At 70.4% G+C, this 20,097-nt stretch carries 18 protein-coding genes; 14 read left to right on the top strand and 4 right to left on the bottom strand.

The features are described 5' to 3' along the window. Positions 1-21: 21 nt before the first annotated feature. Positions 22-1,839, bottom strand: coding sequence for an SGNH/GDSL hydrolase family protein (locus OG574_RS13630; RefSeq protein WP_326773439.1), 1,818 nt, complete (start codon positions 1,837-1,839; stop codon positions 22-24). 122 nt (positions 1,840-1,961) lie between these two features. On the opposite strand from OG574_RS13630, the gene OG574_RS13625 reads away from it, so the two are divergent. The 5 genes from OG574_RS13625 to OG574_RS13605 all read left to right on the top strand — a co-directional run bounded on the left by OG574_RS13625 (position 1,962) and on the right by OG574_RS13605 (position 5,708). Beyond that, positions 1,962-2,402 (top strand): DUF6278 family protein, encoded by a 441-nt coding sequence (locus OG574_RS13625; protein ID WP_326773438.1) that lies wholly within the window; start codon positions 1,962-1,964, stop codon positions 2,400-2,402. A gap of 107 nt (positions 2,403-2,509) precedes the next feature. Continuing rightward, on the top strand, positions 2,510-3,253 hold the full coding sequence (locus OG574_RS13620) for an amino acid ABC transporter ATP-binding protein (protein WP_326773437.1): 744 nt from the start codon (positions 2,510-2,512) through the stop codon (positions 3,251-3,253). Between the two features lie 17 nt (positions 3,254-3,270). Further along, positions 3,271-4,188, top strand: a complete 918-nt coding sequence (locus tag OG574_RS13615) for a glutamate ABC transporter substrate-binding protein (protein WP_326773436.1) — start codon at positions 3,271-3,273, stop codon at positions 4,186-4,188. Between the two features lie 9 nt (positions 4,189-4,197). After that, on the top strand, positions 4,198-4,842 hold the full coding sequence (locus OG574_RS13610; RefSeq protein WP_326773435.1) for an amino acid ABC transporter permease: 645 nt from the start codon (positions 4,198-4,200) through the stop codon (positions 4,840-4,842). Further along, complete coding sequence (locus tag OG574_RS13605; RefSeq protein ID WP_326773434.1) at positions 4,839-5,708, top strand: amino acid ABC transporter permease; 870 nt, start codon at positions 4,839-4,841, stop codon at positions 5,706-5,708. Before OG574_RS13610 ends, OG574_RS13605 begins: the two co-directional genes overlap by 4 nt. A gap of 54 nt (positions 5,709-5,762) precedes the next feature. Here OG574_RS13605 and OG574_RS13600 read toward each other — a convergent pair whose 3' ends face one another. Both OG574_RS13600 and OG574_RS13595 read right to left on the bottom strand, forming a co-directional pair. Next, a complete protein-coding gene (locus tag OG574_RS13600) occupies positions 5,763-7,337 on the bottom strand; it encodes an alpha/beta fold hydrolase (protein ID WP_326773433.1) in 1,575 nt (524 codons plus the stop codon). A 143-nt stretch (positions 7,338-7,480) separates the two neighbouring features. Then, positions 7,481-8,239, bottom strand: coding sequence for a hypothetical protein (locus tag OG574_RS13595; protein WP_326773432.1), 759 nt, complete (start codon positions 8,237-8,239; stop codon positions 7,481-7,483). 103 nt (positions 8,240-8,342) lie between these two features. On the opposite strand from OG574_RS13595, the gene ggt reads away from it, so the two are divergent. Then, complete coding sequence (gene ggt / locus OG574_RS13590) at positions 8,343-10,220, top strand: gamma-glutamyltransferase (RefSeq protein ID WP_398374681.1); 1,878 nt, start codon at positions 8,343-8,345, stop codon at positions 10,218-10,220. 170 nt (positions 10,221-10,390) lie between these two features. Continuing rightward, positions 10,391-11,089, top strand: a complete 699-nt coding sequence (locus OG574_RS13585) for a glycoside hydrolase family 75 protein (RefSeq protein ID WP_326773430.1) — start codon at positions 10,391-10,393, stop codon at positions 11,087-11,089. Between the two features lie 24 nt (positions 11,090-11,113). Here OG574_RS13585 and map read toward each other — a convergent pair whose 3' ends face one another. Then, positions 11,114-11,881 (bottom strand): type I methionyl aminopeptidase, encoded by a 768-nt coding sequence (gene map, locus OG574_RS13580; RefSeq protein ID WP_326773429.1) that lies wholly within the window; start codon positions 11,879-11,881, stop codon positions 11,114-11,116. A 52-nt stretch (positions 11,882-11,933) separates the two neighbouring features. Here map and OG574_RS13575 point away from each other — a divergent pair, with 52 nt between their 5' ends. The 7 genes from OG574_RS13575 to hydA all read left to right on the top strand — a co-directional run bounded on the left by OG574_RS13575 (position 11,934) and on the right by hydA (position 20,089). Next, positions 11,934-12,185: a helix-turn-helix domain-containing protein gene (locus OG574_RS13575; RefSeq protein WP_100591486.1), complete on the top strand. Its 252-nt coding sequence runs from the start codon at positions 11,934-11,936 to the stop codon at positions 12,183-12,185. Positions 12,186-12,303: 118 nt separating this feature from the next. After that, complete coding sequence (locus tag OG574_RS13570) at positions 12,304-13,671, top strand: hypothetical protein (protein ID WP_326778468.1); 1,368 nt, start codon at positions 12,304-12,306, stop codon at positions 13,669-13,671. Between the two features lie 265 nt (positions 13,672-13,936). Next, a complete protein-coding gene (locus OG574_RS13565; RefSeq protein WP_100591488.1) occupies positions 13,937-14,779 on the top strand; it encodes a nitrilase-related carbon-nitrogen hydrolase in 843 nt (280 codons plus the stop codon). 47 nt (positions 14,780-14,826) lie between these two features. Next, a complete protein-coding gene (locus OG574_RS13560; RefSeq protein ID WP_326778467.1) occupies positions 14,827-16,113 on the top strand; it encodes an aspartate aminotransferase family protein in 1,287 nt (428 codons plus the stop codon). A 54-nt stretch (positions 16,114-16,167) separates the two neighbouring features. Then, a complete protein-coding gene (locus OG574_RS13555; protein ID WP_326773428.1) occupies positions 16,168-17,712 on the top strand; it encodes a PucR family transcriptional regulator in 1,545 nt (514 codons plus the stop codon). A 102-nt stretch (positions 17,713-17,814) separates the two neighbouring features. After that, positions 17,815-18,657: a nitrilase-related carbon-nitrogen hydrolase gene (locus OG574_RS13550; RefSeq protein WP_326773427.1), complete on the top strand. Its 843-nt coding sequence runs from the start codon at positions 17,815-17,817 to the stop codon at positions 18,655-18,657. 25 nt (positions 18,658-18,682) lie between these two features. Continuing rightward, positions 18,683-20,089 carry a dihydropyrimidinase gene (hydA, locus tag OG574_RS13545; protein ID WP_326773426.1) on the top strand — a complete coding sequence of 469 codons (1,407 nt, stop codon included), beginning with the start codon at positions 18,683-18,685 and terminating at the stop codon, positions 20,087-20,089. The last annotated feature ends 8 nt before the right edge of the window (positions 20,090-20,097 follow it).

Raw genomic sequence — 20,097 nt, 5'->3', positions numbered from 1 at the left:
CGAGGGGGCTGGGCCGGAGCTCTACGGCTTCAGCGCCCCGAGATCCACCGCCCGGGCCATCGCGTCGAGCCCCGCGTCCCCCGGGTGCAGATGGTCCCCGCTGTCGTACTCGGGCCGCATCCGCGCGGGATGCGCCGGATCGCGCACCACGGCGTCGAAGTCGACCACCGCGTCGAAGTCGCCCCCGCTGTCCCGCACATACGCGTTGACGACCTCCCGTTCCCGGTCCGCCGTGGCTGTGCACAGGGTCTCGCCCTCGCACGGAGTGACCGTCGCCCCGACCACGCGCAGGCCCCGCGCGTGGGCGCGCGCCGCGATCTCCCGTAGCCCGGCGACGACTTGGGCCCCGCTGAAGCCGGCCCGTACGTCGTTGACGCCCTGGAAGACGACGACCGTGCGGGCCGACGTCTGGGACAGCACGTCACGGTCGAGGCGGTGCAGCGCGCTCACACCGCCCGTGTCCGTGGAGACGCCGTCCCCCGGATAGCGGTCGCCCGTCACCCGGTTCGCCGAGATCCCCTGGTTCAGGACTCCGTAGTGCGGCACCGCGTGCTGCTCGCGCAACCGGGTGGAGAGCACGTCGGGCCAGCGGTGGTTCGCGTCCGGCGTCGACTTCACGCCGTCCGTGATGGAGTCGCCGAGCAGGACGACCGACCCGGGTCCGCCGCTCACGTCGACACCGGTGAGCAGCGGCCAGTATGTGATCGTCGACGTGTACGAGGCCGCTGTGGCCTCCGCCGCGTGATCGCCCGGCAGGCTCACGTACGAGCGCTGGATCGCCTGGCTGTGCACCGGCGCCGTGGCGACCGCCTCCGGAAGATGGAAGCTGACCAGCAGATTCGCGCCGGCCGGCACATCGAAGCCCACCGGGTCGCTGAACGCCTGCGCCCCCGCGGGGATCTCCGTACCCGCCGCGCCCCGGAACGTTAGCGGCACCGGCTTGCCCTTGGCCCCGGCGCCCGCGTCCTGCACGGCCACCGTCGCGCTCCCGACCCGCACCGGCGCCGACGCGAACGTGTTGTCGAGCCGGATCCGCACGCGCGGCCCGCCCGCGCTGGTGTGCACGACGAGCCGCACCGTGCGGTCCGCCCAGGGGCCGACGGCCGCGTATCCGGCGGTGGACGCCGACCAGGTCCCGGTCCACCCCGGCGCGGGCGAGCGCACCGACAGGGCGAAGACATGCAGATCGGGGGTGCCCGGGTCCCGGGGCAGGTCCACGGAGGCGATCGTGCGGCCCTTGGCGACCGGCACCGTGACGACGTACAGCCGTGTCTGCTCGGCGAGTTGGCCGCCGGGTGTGTTGCGGTGGGGGAGCGCCACGGACTTGGTGGCGAGCGGGCCCGTGCGCCAGTCGGGCGCGGTGAGGCGGTACGTGGAGCGCGAGCCGTCCCGGTAACGCACGGTGCCGCTACCGGCCGCGTCGCCGCCCGTTCCGGCCACCAGGAAGGCGAGCGCGTCGCCCCGGCCGTGCACGCGGACGGGCTGGCCGTCGGCGCGCACGTTGTCGGGGCCGGTCGCCGCCGTGCGCGGCCAGGTGAGGCGGGCGCCCTCAACACCCAAGGCGCGACCGGGAGTCCAGCCGGCCTCCGACAGGTCAGCGGCGGAGAGCGAGCTGCCCGAGCCGTCGAAGTCGGCCTCCCCGGCCCCGTCGTCGGAGCTGACCGCCCTGTTGTCGAAGAGCCGCTCCAGGGGGAGCGGCTCGGGTCTGTGCGGGGCGGCCTGCGCGACGGCGGTTGGGGCGAAGCCCGTAAAGAGCGCCAGTACAGCTGCCGTTCCCCAGACGCGTCGGCGCACGACCGACTCCCTCCACTGGTGGGTGAGACGTGACAGGTGAGCCATGAAGCTAAAGAGGAGACAGGTTCGCGTCAATGAGCCGCGTGCGAACGTGGCCCGAACTCTCCGTAATGGAGCTCAGCGCGCCCTGTGGTGCGACGGCCTGCGGGGATGTCAGGGTGAGCGGTATGAACATCCCTTTCTTGGACAACTGGCGCAGGAAGCACGGCTCCGCCTTCGGCGTGGCCGTCTTCACCGAGGGTGACGGCGGGGCCGAGGGGATCGCCGAACTTCTCTCCGAGTGTGAGCTGCTGCGCTCGCAGGCGCACGAGGCCGGGGTCGAACTGGACGACTCCGTCGCGTCGTTGGAGGCGCTCGACCAACTGGTGCCGCGCTGGCGCGAGGACGAGGAAGCGCTGCCGTGGCTCGGCAACGACGCGGGCCTGTACCTCGGTACGGTCCTCGTCCGCCAGGTGCCGGAGGCGGCATGGGTGATCTGGCCCAACGGGCAGCCGGTGGTGCGGCTCCCCTCCGGCCGCGAGGTCGACGTCGTCGCCGCGGGCCACGAATGGGCGACCAGTGGGGCGCCCGAACTGTCGCAGTTCTACGCCGAGGCCTCGGAGACGTAGAACCGCAAATACGGTTAATGGCCATACGTGCGTGTCGCCGGTCAAGTCCCAAATTGACGTGGGTAGTTTGCGCGGACCGACACAGCTGAGAGTGGGCAGGTCTTGCCATGGCCGTCGATCCGTTGATCGAGCTGCGTGACGTCAACAAGTACTACGGGGAGCTGCATGTCCTCCAGGACATCAACCTCACCGTCGGCAAGGGGGAGGTGGTGGTGGTCATCGGCCCCTCTGGATCGGGAAAGTCGACGCTCTGCCGGACGATCAACAGGCTCGAGACGATCCAGTCGGGGAACATCCGACTCGACGGACAACCGCTTCCGGAGGAGGGCAAGGCCCTCGCCCATCTGAGGGCCGAGGTGGGGATGGTCTTCCAGTCCTTCAACCTCTTCGCGCACAAGACGGTCCTGCAGAACGTCTCCCTCGCCCAGACGAAGGTCAGGGGCCGCAAGCGGGACGAGGCCGACAAGCGCTCCCAAGAACTCCTCGACCGGGTGGGGCTCGCCTCGCAGGCCGCCAAATACCCCGCCCAGCTCTCCGGCGGCCAGCAGCAGCGCGTGGCCATCGCCCGCGCCCTCGCCATGGACCCCAAGGCCCTCCTCTTCGACGAGCCGACCTCGGCCCTCGACCCGGAAATGATCAACGAGGTCCTTGAGGTGATGCAGCAGCTCGCCCGCGACGGCATGACCATGGTCGTGGTCACCCACGAGATGGGCTTCGCCCGCTCCGCCGCCAACCGCGTCGTGTTCATGGCCGACGGCCGCATCGTCGAGGACCGCACCCCCGAGGACTTCTTCACCAACCCGCGCAGCGAGCGGGCCAAGGACTTCCTTTCCAAGATCCTCAAGCACTGACGGGGGTGGACCGATCCATGCTGCGCAAGACACGTGTGTTCCGCGCCGTCGCCGCCCTCGCCCTCACCGCCCTGGCCGCGGCGGCCTGCGGCAAGGAGGGCAGCCCGCCGGCCAAGGGCCCGTCGGACGCGCAACTGCCCGAGTACCAGGTGGCGAAAGGGTTCGAGCTGACCGACTCGAAGACGTGGCGCAAGGCGAAGAAGCGCGGGCACTTCGTCGTGGGGGCCAAGGAGGACCAGCCCTACCTCGGCGAGAAGGACCCGGCCACTGGCGTCTACTCCGGCTTCGACATCGAGATCGCCAAGATGATCTCCGCGTCCCTCGGCTTCGCCCCCTCGTCGGTCGACTTCAGGACGATCGCCTCGGCCAACCGCGAGACCGCACTGCAGAACGGCCAGATCGACTACTACGTGGGCACCTACACGATCAACGACAACCGCAAGAAGCTCGTCGGCTTCGGCGGCCCCTACTACATGGCCGGCCAGTCGCTCCTCGTCCGCACCGACGAGCACGACATCAACGGACCGCAGGACCTGGACGGCAAACGTGTCTGCTCCGCGGCCGGCTCGACCCCCTACCAGCGCATCCAGAAGGACTATCCGAAGGCGGTGCTCGTCGCGTACGACACGTACTCGGTCTGCGTCGACAACCTGCTCACCTACCAGGTCGACGCCGTCACCACCGACGACGCCATCCTGCTCGGCTTCGCGGCCAAGGCGCCCGACGAACTCAAGCTGGTCGGCAAGCCGTTCTCCAAGGAGCCCTACGGCATCGGCGTACCGAGGAGCGACAACGCGCTGCGGTTCGCGATCGACACCGCGCTCCAGACCCGCGAGAACGACGGCGACTGGAAGAAGGCGTACGACGCGACGCTCGGCCTCTCCGGAGTACCCGCGCCGAAGCCGCCCCCCATCGACCGCTACCCGGCGAACTGAGGAGGCCTCGTGTCCGTACTGACCAGCAATTTCTCCACCTTCGCCAAGGGGTTCCTCGGGACGGTCGAACTGACCGTCTACGCCTCGATCCTCGCGCTCGTCCTCGGCTTCGTGATGGCGTCGTTCCGGGTCGCGCCCGTCGGCTCCTTCCGTGTCTTCGGCACGGTCTGGGTCAACATCCTGCGCAACACCCCGCTGACCCTGCTGTTCTTCGCGGTACTTCTCGGCCTGCCGCGCTTCGGGCTCGTGCTGCCCTTCAAGGTGTTCGCGATCCTCGCGCTCGGCTGCTACACCTCGGCGTTCATCTGCGAGGCCCTGCGCTCCGGCATCAACACCGTGCCGAGGGGACAGGGCGAGGCGGCCCGCAGCCTCGGCATGACGTTCGGCCAGACGCTGTCGATGGTCATTCTCCCGCAGGCCTTCCGGTCGGTCATCCCGCCTGTCGGCTCGACCCTCATCGCCCTCGCCAAGAACTCGGCGATCGCCGGCGCGTTCAGCGTCAACGAGCTGCTCGGTACCTACAAGACCCTCAGCGAGCTGGGCTACAACATCATCTGGACGTTCTTCTGGATCGCCGTCGGCTACCTGATCATCACCCTCACCATCAGCGCGATCTTCAACGTGCTCGAGAAGCGCTGGGGAGTTCCCCGATGAAAGCTCTTGCCCACGACGCGACGGCCCTCTACGACGTACCGGGACCGAGGACCGAGCGCCGGCACCGGCTGTACGGGGTGCTGTCCACGCTGATCGTGCTCGGGCTGCTCGCCTGGATCTTCTACCTCCTGTTCGACACCGACCAGTTCACGTACACGAAGTGGATGCCGTTCGAGTACAAGGGCATCCAGGAGCTGCTCCTGCGCGGGCTCGGCAACACGCTGAAAGCGTTCGCCATGGCCGCCGTGCTCTCCCTCGTGCTCGGGACCGTGCTCGCGGTGGGGCGCCTGTCCGACCACCGGCCGGTGCGCTGGCTCGCCACGCTCGTCGTGGAGTTCTTCCGCGCGATGCCCGTCCTGGTGATGATCTTCTTCATCTTCGTGGCGCTGAAGGTCCAGCCGCTGCCCGCCCTCGTCGCCGGGCTCGCCCTCTACAACGGCTCGGTGCTCGCCGAGGTCTTCCGCTCCGGCGTCATCTCCGTCGAACGCGGCCAGGGCGAGGCCGCGTTCGCGCTCGGCATGCGCAAGACCCAGGTCATGACGCACGTCCTCGTGCCGCAGGCCGTACGTGCCATGCTGCCCGCCATCATCAGCCAGCTGGTGGTCGCTCTGAAGGACACCTCGCTCGGCTATCTCATCACCTACGAGGAGTTCCTCCACGCCGGGAAGCTCATCGCCTCGAACCTCGACTACGATTTGCCCTTCATCCCCGTGGTGATGGTGATCTCTCCGATCTACATCGGGATGTGCATGCTCCTTTCGTGGTTCGCCCAGTGGGTGTCCAAGCGCCAGCGGCGCAACCCCAAGGTCGAGGCGGTCGACGTCGCCCCGGCCGAACCGGGGACGCTGCTGCCGGGGGTGCAGTAGCAGGGGCTCCTTGCAGAGACCACAGGGCCATGCCCGCCCGGCAGCAGCCGGAGATCACTGCTTGCGCAGGGGGATCGACACGTATGACGGGTCGTCCTTCGGCGAGGAGAAGGTCAGCTGTGCGCCGGTCGGGTTGTGCTCGATATAGAGCGGGTCGACCGTGTCGACGACCAGGGCGAGCCGGTGCCCTGCCGGGACGTCGTAGGCCGTGGAGAACAACTCCAGGTCCACGCCGAACGGAGCACCGGGTGTCTTGCCGTGGAAGGTGTACGGCGCGTTGCTGACCAGCTTGCCGAGGCCGAGCGGGCCCACGTCGTAGAGGTACGCGACGAGGGTTCCGCTCTCCTTGGTCGGGGTGAGCGTGGTGTGCAGCTTCGCCGTCCCGCGCACATGCTGTTCGGATGTGTACTTCTCGGACTGCCACACGCCCGCCCAGCGGCGCGGCAGCAGCGGCACCGAGGCCGTCGGGGGCAGCCGCAGGAACTGGTCGAGGATGTTCGACAGTTCCAGGAGCCCGCCGTTGGCGCCCGAGTCGACGTTCGTGTGGATCGTGGTCGTGCCCGCGAGGGCGATCTTCTTCTTCGTCGCGCCGACCGACTTCCAGTCGGGGTAGCTCTCGTACGCGCCGGTGGAGCGGGACTTGATGCGGACGGGGAGCTCGCGGTCGACGCCGTTGCCGGCGCCCTTGAGGTAGTGGTCGAACCAGCGGTGCGTGTCCTCCCACGTGTCGTTGGGCAGCCCGAGCAGTCCGGTCGCCTCGGCCGTGGCGTGGTCGCCGGGGCGGAACTCCAGGCGCTTGGGCGTGGTGAGCTTCTCGTAGAAGTCCGCGTACTGGTTGGGCGGGAAGATGGTGTCGCCCCAGGCGTTGCCGAGCAGGATGGCGGCGCCGTTCTTGTTGATGCTGTCGATGTACGTCTCGGGGGAGCGCTTCTTGCCCCAGGCGATCATGTCGTCCTCCTTGGCCAGGTTCGAGCCGAGGAAGTCCTTCATGACCTGCTGGAGTTCGGGGCTCGGGCGGCCCGTGAGATAGCCGGCGCCGGAGAGCAGGGCGGCGGCCTGGAAGTGCTGGGTGCGGCCCGAGTAGATCGAGTCGATCAGGTTCCCCCAGCCGCTGAGCGCGGCCACGGCCTTGATGCGCTTGTCGTGTCCCGCGGCGAGCAGGCTGATGCCCGCGCCGTAGGAGACTCCCGCCATGCCGACCTTGTCCGGGTCGGCCTGGGTGTTGGCGAGGGCCCAGTCGATGACCTTCGAGGCGTCCTCGATGTCCTCGGGGCCGCCGACCTCGATCTCGCCGCCGGACTGCCAGAAGCCGCGCGAGTTGTAACTCACCACGACATAGCCGGAGTCGGCGAGCTGCTTGGCCTGGGCGAGGTACTCGATCTGCGGCACGGCCCAGCTCGTGGGGAGCACGACGACCGGGTATCTGCGCGAGGTGTCGGAGGGGGCTACGACGTTGGCCTTCAGGACCGTGCTGCCGGCGCCGGTGATGTCGACGAAGCGCACGCCCGGCCCCGGCGCCGCCTGCGCGGCGGGGGCCAGGCCCAGCGCCGCCCCGGCGATCAGGGTCGCGGACACGGCACCAACAGTGGTCGTACGCAGCGCTCTGCGCGGGTGTCGCGGCTGTCCCACGGGTCACTCCTCACTCGTGTCAGTGCAAAGTGACCCGACGGTAACCGTGGCGTCTTACCGTAGGTAACCCATCGGTAAGTTACGTACGGGTAACGATGTTTTGTTGTTCAACGGCGTCCGCCGCGCCCCAGGTCAGGAGCGGGTCACTTCGCCCGGTGCGAGGAGGCGCGGGGCGTGGCCGCGGGGGCCGGCGCCTGGGCGGCGCGGGTGACGTCGCCGACCAGCTCGACCACATCGGGGCCGTACGCCTGGGAGTTGACGACCTTCAGGAGGAGCACGAACGCGTTGCCGCCGTGCTTGCGGGCCAGTCGCTCGTGGTGGCGGGCGAGATAGCGGGTGGCCGCCTGGTTGGTGATCGGCAGCTGGCCGCAGAAGAGGAAGACCGGGCGCGAGCCCTGCCCCTGGCCCGCTGTCAGCCGGGCGAGCAGCACGTACTCCGTGATCCCCGGTTCCAGGCGGTAGCGCTCGCTGCCTATCTGGAACGCGCCGCGGTCGGGGCCGGGCTCCGGGTCCGTGTTGACGCGGATGCCCGGCAGGAGGCTGTGCATATGGGCGGCCATCCGGCGGTTCGACGCCGGTCCGCCCACGCAGAACTCGGTGCGTTCCCCGAAGCCCTGCTGGGTCGTGTCGTGTGCGACGACCTGCGCGTGCGCCCCGCAGTCCTTGATGATCGCCGAGAGTTCGAGCAGGGCGAAGACGTCGTGACGCTTCACCGTCAGCTCGGGGCCGCCCGCCTCGCGGTTGACCACGAGGAGCGACTCGGAGTTGTCGGGCAGCCCGAAGAAGGCCTGCCTGCGGCGGAGTTTGCGCTTCCACAAGTAGGTGCGGGCGAGCCAGCCAAGGGCGGCGCTGATCCCGGCTGCGATCACGCCGAGGACGATGTTGCGCACGTCTTCAGTCATGGGGGCGCATGCTAGCGGGCGGACGGATCCTTGTTCGAGGGGGTCCTGACGCCATGCGGAACTGAAGTTACGCTGCGCGGAGGGCTGTTGACTGGAGGTACGGATGAGACGTCCTGTTGCGCGGAATCGGATGAATCCTGGGTATCCGGGGAAGCCGCGGAGCCTGCGAAGTCTTCGGAATCTCTCGGGGCTGGCTGTCGCGGCCACGCTGGTGACGGTCGGTGCCGCCGCGGCCCCGGCGTCCGACGCGAACCACTCGCCCCACGCGTCCGCACAGAAGGTGCCGCTCGCCGTCGGCTACGGCGGCGCGGTCTCCAGCGTCGACGCGGACGCGTCCGCCGCCGGGATCGAGGTCCTCCGCAAGGGCGGCAACGCGGTGGACGCCGCCGTCGCCACGGCCGCGGCGCTCGGCGTCACCGAGCCGTACTCCGCGGGCGTCGGCGGGGGCGGCTACTTCGTGTACTACGACGCGAAGACCCGCAAGGTGCACACGATCGACGGCCGCGAGACGGCCCCTCTCACCGCCGACTCGGGCCTGTTCCTGGAGAACGGCAAGCCCCTCGACTTCAACGACGCGGTGACGAGCGGCCTGAGCGTCGGGACGCCGGGCACGCCCGCCACCTGGCAGACCGCGCTCGACACCTGGGGCAGCGAGCGGCTCGGCTCGGTGCTTCGGCCGGCGCAGAAGCTGGCACGGGACGGGTTCACGGTCGACGCCACGTTCCGCTCCCAGACCGAGGCGAACCAGGCGCGGTTCAAGGACTTCCCCGCCACGGCCGAGCTGTTCCTGCCGGGTGGCGCGCTCCCCGTCGTGGGCTCCACGTTCAAGAACCCTGATCTCGCCCGCACCTACGAGGAGTTGGCGCACGAAGGCGTCGGCGCCATCTACCGAGGCGACATCGGCAAGGACGTCGTACGCACCGTGAACAAGCCGCCCGTGGACCCGGCGTCGGGCCGGGTCGCGCGGCCCGGCCGGCTGTCCGTCAAGGACCTCAGGGCGTACGGGGCGAAGCTCCAGGCCCCGACGAAGACCTCGTACCGCGGGCTGGGCGTCTACTCGATGGCGCCGTCGTCCTCGGGCGGTACGACCGTCGGCGAGGCGCTCAACATCCTTGAGCGCACAGACCTGTCGAAGGCCACGCAGGAGCAGTATCTGCACCGCTACATCGAGGCGAGCCGGATCGCGTTCGCGGACCGCGGGCGCTGGGTCGGCGACCCCGACTTCGAGGACGTACCGGCGAAGGAGCTGCTTTCGCAGCGGTTCGCCGACTCGCGGGAGTGCCTCATCAAGGACGACGCGGTCCTGACGAGCCCGCTGGCGCCGGGGGACCCGCGGCACCCGGGCCAGTGCGGTGAGCCCGGCGACAAGGCGGCCCCGACGACCTTCGAGGGCGAGAACACGACTCATCTGACGGCCGCCGACAAGTGGGGCAACGTCGTCGCGTACACGCTGACGATCGAGTCGACGGGCGGCAGCGGCATCACCGTCCCGGGCCGCGGCTTCCTGCTCAACAACGAGCTCACGGACTTCTCGTTCGCGCCGGCCAACCCCGCGGTCCACGACCCGAACCTGCCGGGGCCCGGCAAGCGCCCGCGCTCGTCGATCTCCCCGACGATCGTCCTCGACCGGCACGACCAGCCGGTGGTGGCGCTCGGGTCGCCCGGCGGCGCGACGATCATTACGACCGTCCTGCAGACGCTGACCGGCTTCGTCGACCGCGGGCTGCCCCTGGTGGACGCGATCGCGGCGCCCCGCGCCAGCCAGCGCAACGCGGCGGCGACGGAGCTCGAACCGGGCCTGTGGGACTCGCCGACGAGAGCGCGCCTGGAGGCGCTCGGCCACGTCTTCAAGCAGAACCCGGAGATCGGCGCGGCGACGGGCGTGCAGCGCCTGAAGAACGGCAAGTGGCTCGCCGCGGCCGAGAAGGTGCGGCGCGGCGGCGGTTCGGCGATGGTGGTGAGGCCCGCCTCCGGCGGCTGACCAGACGTGCGGTGAGGGGCCCGCGGGTCCCGTCGGCTGACGTGGGAGAGACGTCAACTGGCGGGAAACGCGGGCCTCTTGGCGTATTCGAGGGGTTGACACCTACCTGTGGCGGCGCCAGATTTGGGCCCCGAAGGTAAGGAAACTTTCCTAACAGAAGGGTCCCCCACGTGCGTACCCGAACGCTCGCCCTCACCGCCTCCGCCGGAGCCGCGCTGCTCGCCACGGCTCTCCTCCCCACGAACGCCACCGCCGGCGAGACCGGCCCCCAGCGCGCCCAGGAAGGCACGGTCAGCGCGGCCGACCTGCTCGCCAAGGTCACGTCCTGCTCGCAGATATCGAACGGCAAGTACCGCACCGACGAGGAGACCTCGGCGACCGTGCCGGTCTGCGGCAAGAACGGCGCGGTCTTCTGGAAGGCCGACATGGACATCGACTGCGACGGCCAGATCACCACGCAGTGCAACGCCGACACAGACCCCTGGTTCCAGGACGACACGGCCTTCCATCAGTCCGACGGCAAGGCGCTGAGCGCCGAGAAGCTCCCCTACGTCGTCGTGCCCAGCTCCAGCAGCATCTGGAACTACGCGGGAGCCGGCATCAAGGGCGGCGGCGTCGTGGCCGTCATCTACAACAACAAGGTGGAGTACGCGGTCGTCGGCGACACCGGCCCGAACCAGATCATCGGCGAGGCGTCCTACGCCACCGCGAAGGCCCTCGGCATCGACCCGGACCCGGAGACCGGCGGCACGGACTCCGGCGTCACGTACATCGTGTTCAAGAACAACCAGACGTCCCCGATCGAGAGCCACGGCGCGGCGGTGACCCTCGGCGACTCCCTGGCGAAGAAGTTCCTTCAGGACAACTGAGCCGGAGCCGGGCGGGCGGCGCGCTCAGAGCGCCGTAAGGATCCGCGGCCCCGCGTCCGTGATCGCCACCGTGTGTTCCGCGTGGGCGGCGCGGGTGCCGTCTCCTGTGCGCAGGGTCCAGCCGTCCGGGGCCGCGTAGTAGTCGTCCATGCCGCCGGCGATCACCATCGGCTCGATCGCGAGCACCATGCCGTGCTTGAGGCGCATGCCCCGGCCCGCCCGTCCCTCGTTCGGGACGGGCGGGTCCTCGTGCATCTTGCGGCCGATGCCGTGCCCGCCGAAGCCGTCCGGGATGCCGTATCCCTCCGCCCGGCACACCTTCCCGATGGCGTGGGCGATGTCCCCGATCCTGTTGCCGACGACCGCCGCCGCGATGCCCGCCGCGAGCGCGCGCTCCGCCGTCTCGATGAGGTGCAGGTCCTCGGGGCGTGCCTTGCCGACCGTGAAGCTGATCGCCGAGTCGCCGGCCCAGCCGCCCAGCTCGGCGCCGAAGTCGGCCGAGAGGAGATCGCCGTCGCGCAGCCGGTACCCGTCGGGGATGCCGTGCACGATCGCGTCGTTCACCGACGCGCACAGGACCGCGGGGAAGGGGGTCGGGGCGAACGAGGGGCGGTAGCCGAGGAACGGGGAGCCCGCGTCGGCCGCGCGCAGGACGCCGTGCGCCACCGCGTCCAGTTCCAGGAGCGAGACCCCGACGGCCGCCTTCTCGCGGACCGCAGCGAGCGCCTGGGCCACGACCCGGCCCGCTTCCCGCATCTCGTCGATCGATGTGTCTGTCTTGAGTTCCACCATGCCAATTACAATACCGGTATTTGAATGGGGGTTCTGCCAGTAGACTGGTCCCATGGTCCGAACCCCCTTGACCCCCGAAGAGCGCGAGCGCGGTGAGCGGCTCGGCCTCCTGCTGCGCGAGGCCCGGCGCGGGCGGAGCATGGTGGAGGTCGCCGCGAGCGCGGGTCTGTCCGCCGAGACGCTCCGCAAGATCGAGACCGGCCGGGCGCCCACGCCCGCGTTCTTCACGGTCGCGGCCCTCGCCCGGACTCTCGGCCTCTCCATGGACGAGATCGTCGCGAGTTGCTCGCTGGTGACTGTCTAGCTGCGGCGAGTGAGGGCGGTGCCGCCCCGGAAAAGCGCCCGTAGCGCCCCCGAAACACGGAGGGTGTTTTCTTCCGAACCGGAAGACTCCACTCTGCGGAGGGATCGGGCGGCGTGTGATGGAAGTGGAACAACTCCCTGACCAGGTCCGGGAGTTCGCGGTGTACCTGCGGAACCTGCTGGCCCGGCTCGACCAGGACGCCGGCTGGTGCGGCATCTTCTGGCAGCGCGACCCCGACGGGATGCGGGCCTGCCTCACCGGCGCCGAGGTGCCCCCCTGGGATGTCATGGAAGCCCTGCTCCAGGATCTGGGCGTGGGCGGCGGGTCCTACGAGGCGGCGGCGGACGCGGGAGTAGGGGCAGAGGCCGTACGGGCCCGCGCATTGCACCGCGCCTCGCTCACCGCCTTCGACGCACGGCCCGGCGGCCGCGACCTGCTCGGTGACCGGCTCGATGTGATGCTCCGCGAGCAGCGGTACGCCGCCGAGCGGCAGGTGGAACTGGCGCAGCTCCTGCACACGGCCGCCACGCGCGAACAGGCCGAGGCGATGCGCCTCGACCTGGCCTGGGCGCGCGACGACCACGAACGCGCGACGGCCCGCTGCGCGGAGCTCCACCGCAGGATCGCGGACCTGGACCGGCAGCCGCCACCTCCGCCACGGCCGTCACCCCTCCCCGTACCGCAGCAGCACCCGCAGTCGGCACCTCCCAACCCTCCGGGACGCTCCAAGCCTCCCAAGGAACGCAAGCGCCGCCCCCGTGGCAGCGCCCGTTTCGCCGGGATGCTCGACGAGGCCGAGGCCCCTGTCGCTGGTGCGACCGAGTCGACCGTCGACCCCACACCCCCAGCCGCTCAAGGCCCGTTACGGGACTCCGCCGCGAGCCCGCGCGGTGCCCGGTTCGCCGGAGCCGTCGAGGGGCAGGAGGCGGCACCGCCCGCCCCGCAGCGCCTCGACAGCGAGGCTCGCGCCGCCATCGCCGCCTGCGTCGGCACCCTCCTGCGGCTGCGCGCCGAGGGCCGCGGCGGGGAGGCACACGGCGCGCTCGTCGAGGCCGCCCACTGGCCCGCCGCCCGATTCCCGCTGCTCGCCGCCGAGTTGAACCGCGCGGGCCTCGGCGCCGACTGGGCGACCCTGCTCTGGGAGACGGCCTCGCTCCCGGCGGACCTCCTCGTGGCCGCCGCCGACGCGCTCGCCGCCGCGGGACGCACCGCCGACGCGCAGCAGATCCTGCGCCAGGGGGTGGCCCGCCCCGCCACCGAGATCGGCGCGTCCGTGCTCCGCCTCACCGGCGAGGGCCGCCACCGCGAGACCCGCGCGCTCCTCGACGCCTACATCCGCGTACGCACCCCCGAAGAGGCCGCCCGCAGCGTGCACGACGACCCGGGCCGCCTCGTCCCGCTGCTCGTCGAGGCGGCGCGCGGAGTATCCGACGAGCGGTACTGGGACGTCGTGCACGCCCTCAGGGTCGCCGGGTTCCCCACGTAGGGCCTCTCGTTCGGATCAGGCCGGGCTCGCGGGGTCTGGCACCGCACCTCGCGGTGTTGTCGTCGGTCCCCGGCTCCCCCAAAGACCCTCGCCCGCTCACTCGTCACCCGCACGGGTGCGAAACATGATCGATTCCGTCGGTTAACGGCGATGGTCTTGGCAAGGCCGCCGGTGAGGCTTACGTTCGTCCCTCTACGGCCTGTGTCTACGGGCGTAGAGGCTCTCTGACGTCCCCCGGCGGGGGCAACAGGCAAAGGAGCGGCACATGGCCCACGTCGTACGCGCCGCGCTGGTCCAGGCGACCTGGACGGGCGACACCGAATCCATGATCACCAAGCATGAGGAACATGCGCGGGAGGCAGCCCGGCAGGGCGCCCGGATCATCGGCTTCCAGGAGGTCTTCAACGCCCCCTACTTCTGCCAGGTGCAGGAGGCGGAGCACTACCGGTGGGCCGAACCCGTGCCGGACGGGCCGACGGTGACCCGCATGCAGGCGCTGGCCCGCGAGACCGGGATGGTCGTCGTCGTGCCGGTCTTCGAGGTCGAGCAGTCCGGGTTCTACTTCAACACCGCGGCCGTGATCGACGCCGACGGCACGTACCTCGGCAAGTACCGCAAGCATCACATCCCGCAGGTGAAGGGCTTCTGGGAGAAGTACTACTTCAAGCCGGGAAACCTGGGCTGGCCCGTCTTCGAGACCGCCGTCGGCCGCGTCGGCGTCTACATCTGCTACGACCGGCACTTCCCGGAGGGCTGGCGCCAGCTCGGGCTCAACGGCGCCCAGCTCGTGTACAACCCGTCCGCCACGAGCCGCGGCCTGTCGGGGTACCTGTGGCAGCTGGAACAGCCCGCCGCGGCCGTCGCCAACGAGTACTTCATCGCCGCGATCAACCGCGTCGGCGTGGAGGAGTACGGAGACAACGACTTCTACGGCACCAGCTACTTCGTCGACCCCCGCGGGCAGACCGTGGGCGACGCCGCGAGCGACAAGGACGAGGAACTCCTCGTACGGGACCTCGACTTCGGCCTCATCGACGAGGTGCGCCAGCAGTGGGCGTTCTACCGGGACCGCCGGCCCGACGCATACGAAGGGCTGGTGCAGCCATGACCACTGTCACTCGTGAAGGAGCCGACGAAGGGACCCGTGCGACCTTGATGACCCCCGACCTCCACGCCCGTCACCGCGCCGTCCTGCCGGACTGGCTCGCCCTGTACTACGACCGCCCCATCGAGATCACCCACGGCGAGGGCCGCCACGTCTGGGACGCCGCCGGGAACAAGTACCTCGACTTCTTCGGCGGCATCCTGACGACGATGACCGCGCACGCCCTGCCCGAGGTGACCAAGGCGGTCAGCGAGCAGGCCGGACGGATCATCCACACCTCGACCCTCTACCTCAACCGGCAGATGGTCGAACTCGCCGAGCGCGTCGCTTCGTTGTCCGGCATCCCGGACGCCCGCGTCTTCTTCACCACCTCCGGCACCGAGGCCAACGACACGGCGCTGCTGCTCGCCACCGCGTACCGCCGCTCGAACCAGATCCTCGCGATGCGCAACAGCTACCACGGCCGTTCCTTCTCCGCCGTCGGCATCACCGGCAACCGCGGCTGGTCCCCGACCAGCCTCTCGCCGCTCCAGACCTTGTATGTCCACGGCGGGGTGCGCAGCCGGGGCCCGTACGCCCAGCTGACCGACGCCCAGTTCATCGAGGCCTGCGTCGACGACCTGCGGGACATCCTCGGCCAGACCCGAGGCGTCGCCGCGCTCATCGCCGAACCCATCCAGGGCGTCGGCGGGTTCACGTCGCCGCCCGACGGCCTGTACGCGGCGTTCCGCGAGGTGCTCCAGGAGCACGGCATCCTGTGGATCGCCGACGAGGTGCAGACCGGCTGGGGCCGCACCGGCGAGCACTTCTGGGGCTGGCAGGCGCACGGGCAGAACGGTCCCCCCGACATCCTCACCTTCGCCAAGGGCATCGGGAACGGCATGTCCATCGGGGGCGTCGTCGCGCGCGCCGAGGTCATGAACTGCCTGGACTCCAACTCCATTTCGACGTTCGGCGGCTCACCGGTGACGATGGCCGCCGGCCTCGCCAATCTCATCTACCTCCTCGAACACGACCTCCAGGGCAACGCCCGCCGCGTCGGCGGCCTCCTCATCGAGCGGCTGCGGGCCGTCGGAGCCACGACGGAGTGCGTACGGGAAGTGCGCGGCCGGGGCCTGATGATCGGCATCGAGCTGGTGAAACCCGGCACGGACGAGGCCGACCCGGACGCGGCGTCGCGCGCGATCGAGGCGGCCCGCGAGGCCGGACTCCTCGTCGGCAAGGGCGGCGGGCACAACACCAGCGTGCTGCGCATCGCGCCGCCGCTGACGCTCACGGTCGCCGAGGCGGAAGAGGGCGCGGCCATCCTGGAACGGGCCCTGCGCAGCGTCTGTTAGCCCGAGGCAGCGGGTCTGCCGGCCTGAGGCAGTGGTGGTAAGGAAGGGGCCCCGATGACCGTCACCGACGCCGAACACGCCCTGTCCGTACGGCAGATACTCGCCCTGGAGCGAATCGCTGCCGGGGACCCCGAGGTGGTCGCGGGGGCCGGCCACCTCGACCGGCCCGTGCGCTGGGTGCACGTCGCCGAGGCCGCCGACGTCGGGGTGATGCTCAGCGGCGGCGAGATGGTCCTCACCACCGGAGTCCTCCTCGCCGGGAACGCCCACGCCAGGACCGAGTACATCAAGTCCCTGCACCGCGCCGAGGCGGCCGCCGTCGTCCTCGGGCTCGGCCGCGCCTTCCCCGCGCCCCCCGAGGACATGCGGCGCGCGGCCGAGCGGTACGGCCTGCCGATGGTCGTCCTGCACCGCCCGTTCCCCTTCGCCGAACTCACGGAGGAGGTCCAGTCGAGGCTCGTCCGACGGAAGTTCGCCGCCGTCAGCCTCTCCGAGGGCATCCGCACCGCGCTGACCGGACTCATCACGGCGGGCGCCCCGCTCCAGCGGCTCCTCGACGAGGTCGCCGCGCACAGCGGCTGCCCCGTCGTCGTCGCCAATCTCGCCCACCGCGTCCTCGCCACCGCCGGTGAGCGGTCCGCCGTGGACGACGTGCTGCGCGACTGGGAACGCATCGCGCGCCGGGCGGGCTGCGCCGACGGCGCCGACTGGTACCGCGCCGACCTCGACGGGCGCGGCGAGCGCTGGGGCAGCGTCGTGCTGTGCGGCTACCGGGGCGACGGCCCCACCGGACGGCTCCTCGCCGAACGCGCCGCCGAGGCCCTCGTCCTGCACCGCATGCTCGGCGGCGCCGCCCACACCTGGGAGGAGCAGTCCGCGCAGAGCATCCTCACCGACCTCGTCTCCGGCGTCGTACCCGCCCGCCAGCTCCTGCCCCGGGCCAGGGCCGCCGGCCTCCCCGTCAACCGCCGCACCTTCGCCCCGCTCGTCGTCCGCGACGGCGACCCCGCCGAACTCGACCGCGTACTACGCCTGTTGGGGCTGCCGGGACTCGCCGCCGAACTCGCGGACGGGGCCACCGCCGTCCTGCTCAGCCTCGCCCGCGACCAGGCCCCGGGACCGCTCACCGAACACTTCGCGGCCCGACTGCGCGCAGGGGCGGGGGAGCCGGTCGTGGTGGCCGCCGCCGAGCCCTGTACCGCCTGGGACGACGTGCCCGCCGGGCTGCGCGAGGCCCTGCACATCGCGCAGGCCGCGGCCGGCACCCCGGACGTCCCGCCCGTCGTGCGCCTTCGCGACGTACGCCTGCGGGGCCTCGTACGGCTCCTGCGCGACGACCCGCACGTCCAGGCCTTCACCGAACGCGAGCTGGACGGGCTCCTGTACGCCGACGACCCGGGCCTGCTGCCCGTCCTGCGGACCTACCTCGCGACGGGGCGCAACAAGTCGCGCACGGCGCAGCTCCACCACATGAGCCGCCCCGCCCTCTACCGCAGGCTGGAGGTCATCGAGTCGCTCCTCGGGCTCGACCTCGACGACTTCGAGCAGGCCGCGTCCGTCCACATCGCCCTCCTCGCCCACGACGCGCAGAGAGGGTGACAGCGTGGAACGCCGTACGGCTCCAGACGTGACACGGTGCAACTCCGGTACGCGGCAGAGACTTCCTAGGCTCACGGCACACCGAGCGACCGGAGGTCCCCGATGAGCACCGTGATCCGCGCCGCGATCTTCCAGACCGCCTGGACGGGCGACAAAGAGTCCATGATCCAGGTCCATGAACAGGCCGTCCGCGACGCCGCCGCGCAGGGGGCGAAGGTCCTCTGCTTCCAGGAGCTGTTCTACGGCCCGTACTTCTGCCAGGTGCAGGACGCGAAGTTCTACGAGTACGCCGAGGCGATCCCCGACGGTCCCACCGTCCGCCGCTTCCAGGCACTCGCCGCCGAGCACGGCATTGTCCTGGTCCTGCCCATGTACGAGGAGGAGCAGCCCGGCGTCCTCTACAACACGGCCGCCGTGATCGACGCCGACGGCACCTACCTCGGCAAGTACCGCAAGACCCACATCCCTCAAGTGAGGGGATTCTGGGAGAAGTTCTACTTCCGTCCGGGCAACTCCGGCTGGCCCGTCTTCGACACGGCCGTCGGGAAGGTCGGCGTCTACATCTGCTACGACCGGCACTTCCCCGAGGGCTGGCGCGCGCTCGGCCTCGAAGGCGCGCAGATCGTCTTCAACCCGTCGGCGACCTCGCGCGGCCTTTCCGGCTACCTGTGGCAGCTGGAACAGCCGGCGTCCGCCGTCGCGAACGAGTACTTCGTCGGCGCGATCAACCGCGTCGGCCAGGAGGAGTACGGCGACAACGACTTCTACGGGACGAGCTACTTCGTCGACCCGGAGGGCCAGTTCGTAGGAGAGGTGGCGGGCGACAAGGAGCCCGAACTCGTCGTCCGTGACCTCGACATGGCGAAGCTGCGCGAGGTCCGCGACCGCTGGCAGTTCTACCGCGACCGCGCCCCGGGCGCATACACGCCGCTGACCAACCCGTAGGCAGCGTAGACACGGAAGAGGGAGCATGAGCAGCAGCCGTACCGTCATCCGCGGCGGACTCGTCGTCACCGCCGCCGACGAGATCCACGCCGACGTACTCATCGAGGACGGGCGCATCGCCGCCCTCGCCGCGGCCGGCAGCGACGCCGCGGAATCCTGGACCGCGGACCGGACGATCGACGCCCGCCAGAAGTACGTCATCCCGGGCGGCGTCGACGCGCACACCCACATGGAGATGCCGTTCGGCGGCACCTTCGCCGCCGACACCTTCGAGACGGGCACCCGTGCGGCGGCCTGGGGCGGCACGACCACCATCGTCGACTTCGCCATCCAGACCGTCGGGCACACCCTGCGCGAGGGCCTGGACGCCTGGCACGCCAAGGCCGACGGGAACTGCGCGATCGACTACGGCTTCCACATGATCGTCTCCGATGTGCACGACGACACGCTCAAGGAGATGGACCTGCTCGTCGCCGAGGGGGTCACGTCGTTCAAGCAGTTCATGGCATACCCCGGAGTCTTCTACTCCGACGACGGGCAGATCCTGCGTGCCATGCAGCGGGCCGGCGACAACGGCGGCCTGATCATGATGCACGCCGAGAACGGCATCGCGATCGACGTCCTCGTGCAGCAGGCCCTGGAGCGCGGCGAGACCGACCCGCGCTACCACGGCGAGGTCAGGAAGGCGCTCCTCGAAGCCGAGGCGACGCACCGCGCCATCAAGCTCGCCCAGGTCGCGGGCGCGCCCCTGTACGTGGTGCACGTCTCGGCGCGGGAGGCGCTCGCCGAGATCGCGCGCGCCCGCGACGAGGGCCTGAACGTCTTCGGCGAGACCTGCCCCCAGTACCTCTTCCTGTCCACCGACAACCTCGCCGAGCCGGACTTCGAGGGTGCCAAGTACGTGTGCAGCACGCCCCTGCGGCCCAAGGACCACCAGGCGGCCCTGTGGCGCGGCCTGCGCACGAACGACCTCCAGGTCGTCTCCACCGACCACTGCCCCTTCTGCTTCACCGGGCAGAAGGAACTGGGCCGCGGCGACTTCTCGAAGATCCCCAACGGCATGCCGGGCGTCGAGAACCGTATGGACCTCCTGCACCAGGCCGTCGTCGACGGACACATCTCGCGCCGCCGCTGGATCGAGATCGCCTGCGCCACACCGGCCCGCATGTTCGGCCTCTACCCGAAGAAGGGCACGATCGCGCCCGGCGCCGACGCCGACGTCGTCATCTACGACCCGCACGCCGAGCAGGTCGTCTCCGCGGACACCCACCACATGAACGTCGACTACTCGGCGTACGAGGGCAAGCGGATCACCGGCCGCGTCGAGACCGTGCTCTCGCGCGGCGAACTCGTCATCTCCGAGCGGGAGTTCACGGGCCGTGCCGGTCACGGCGTGTACACCGCGCGCTCCACCTGCCAGTACCTGAACTAGAAACGTGG

Source organism: Streptomyces sp. NBC_01445 (assembly GCF_035918235.1).
In the GTDB taxonomy this organism is placed as follows: Bacteria; Actinomycetota; Actinomycetes; order Streptomycetales; family Streptomycetaceae; genus Streptomyces.
This window is presented reverse-complemented; position numbering and strand designations above follow the sequence as displayed.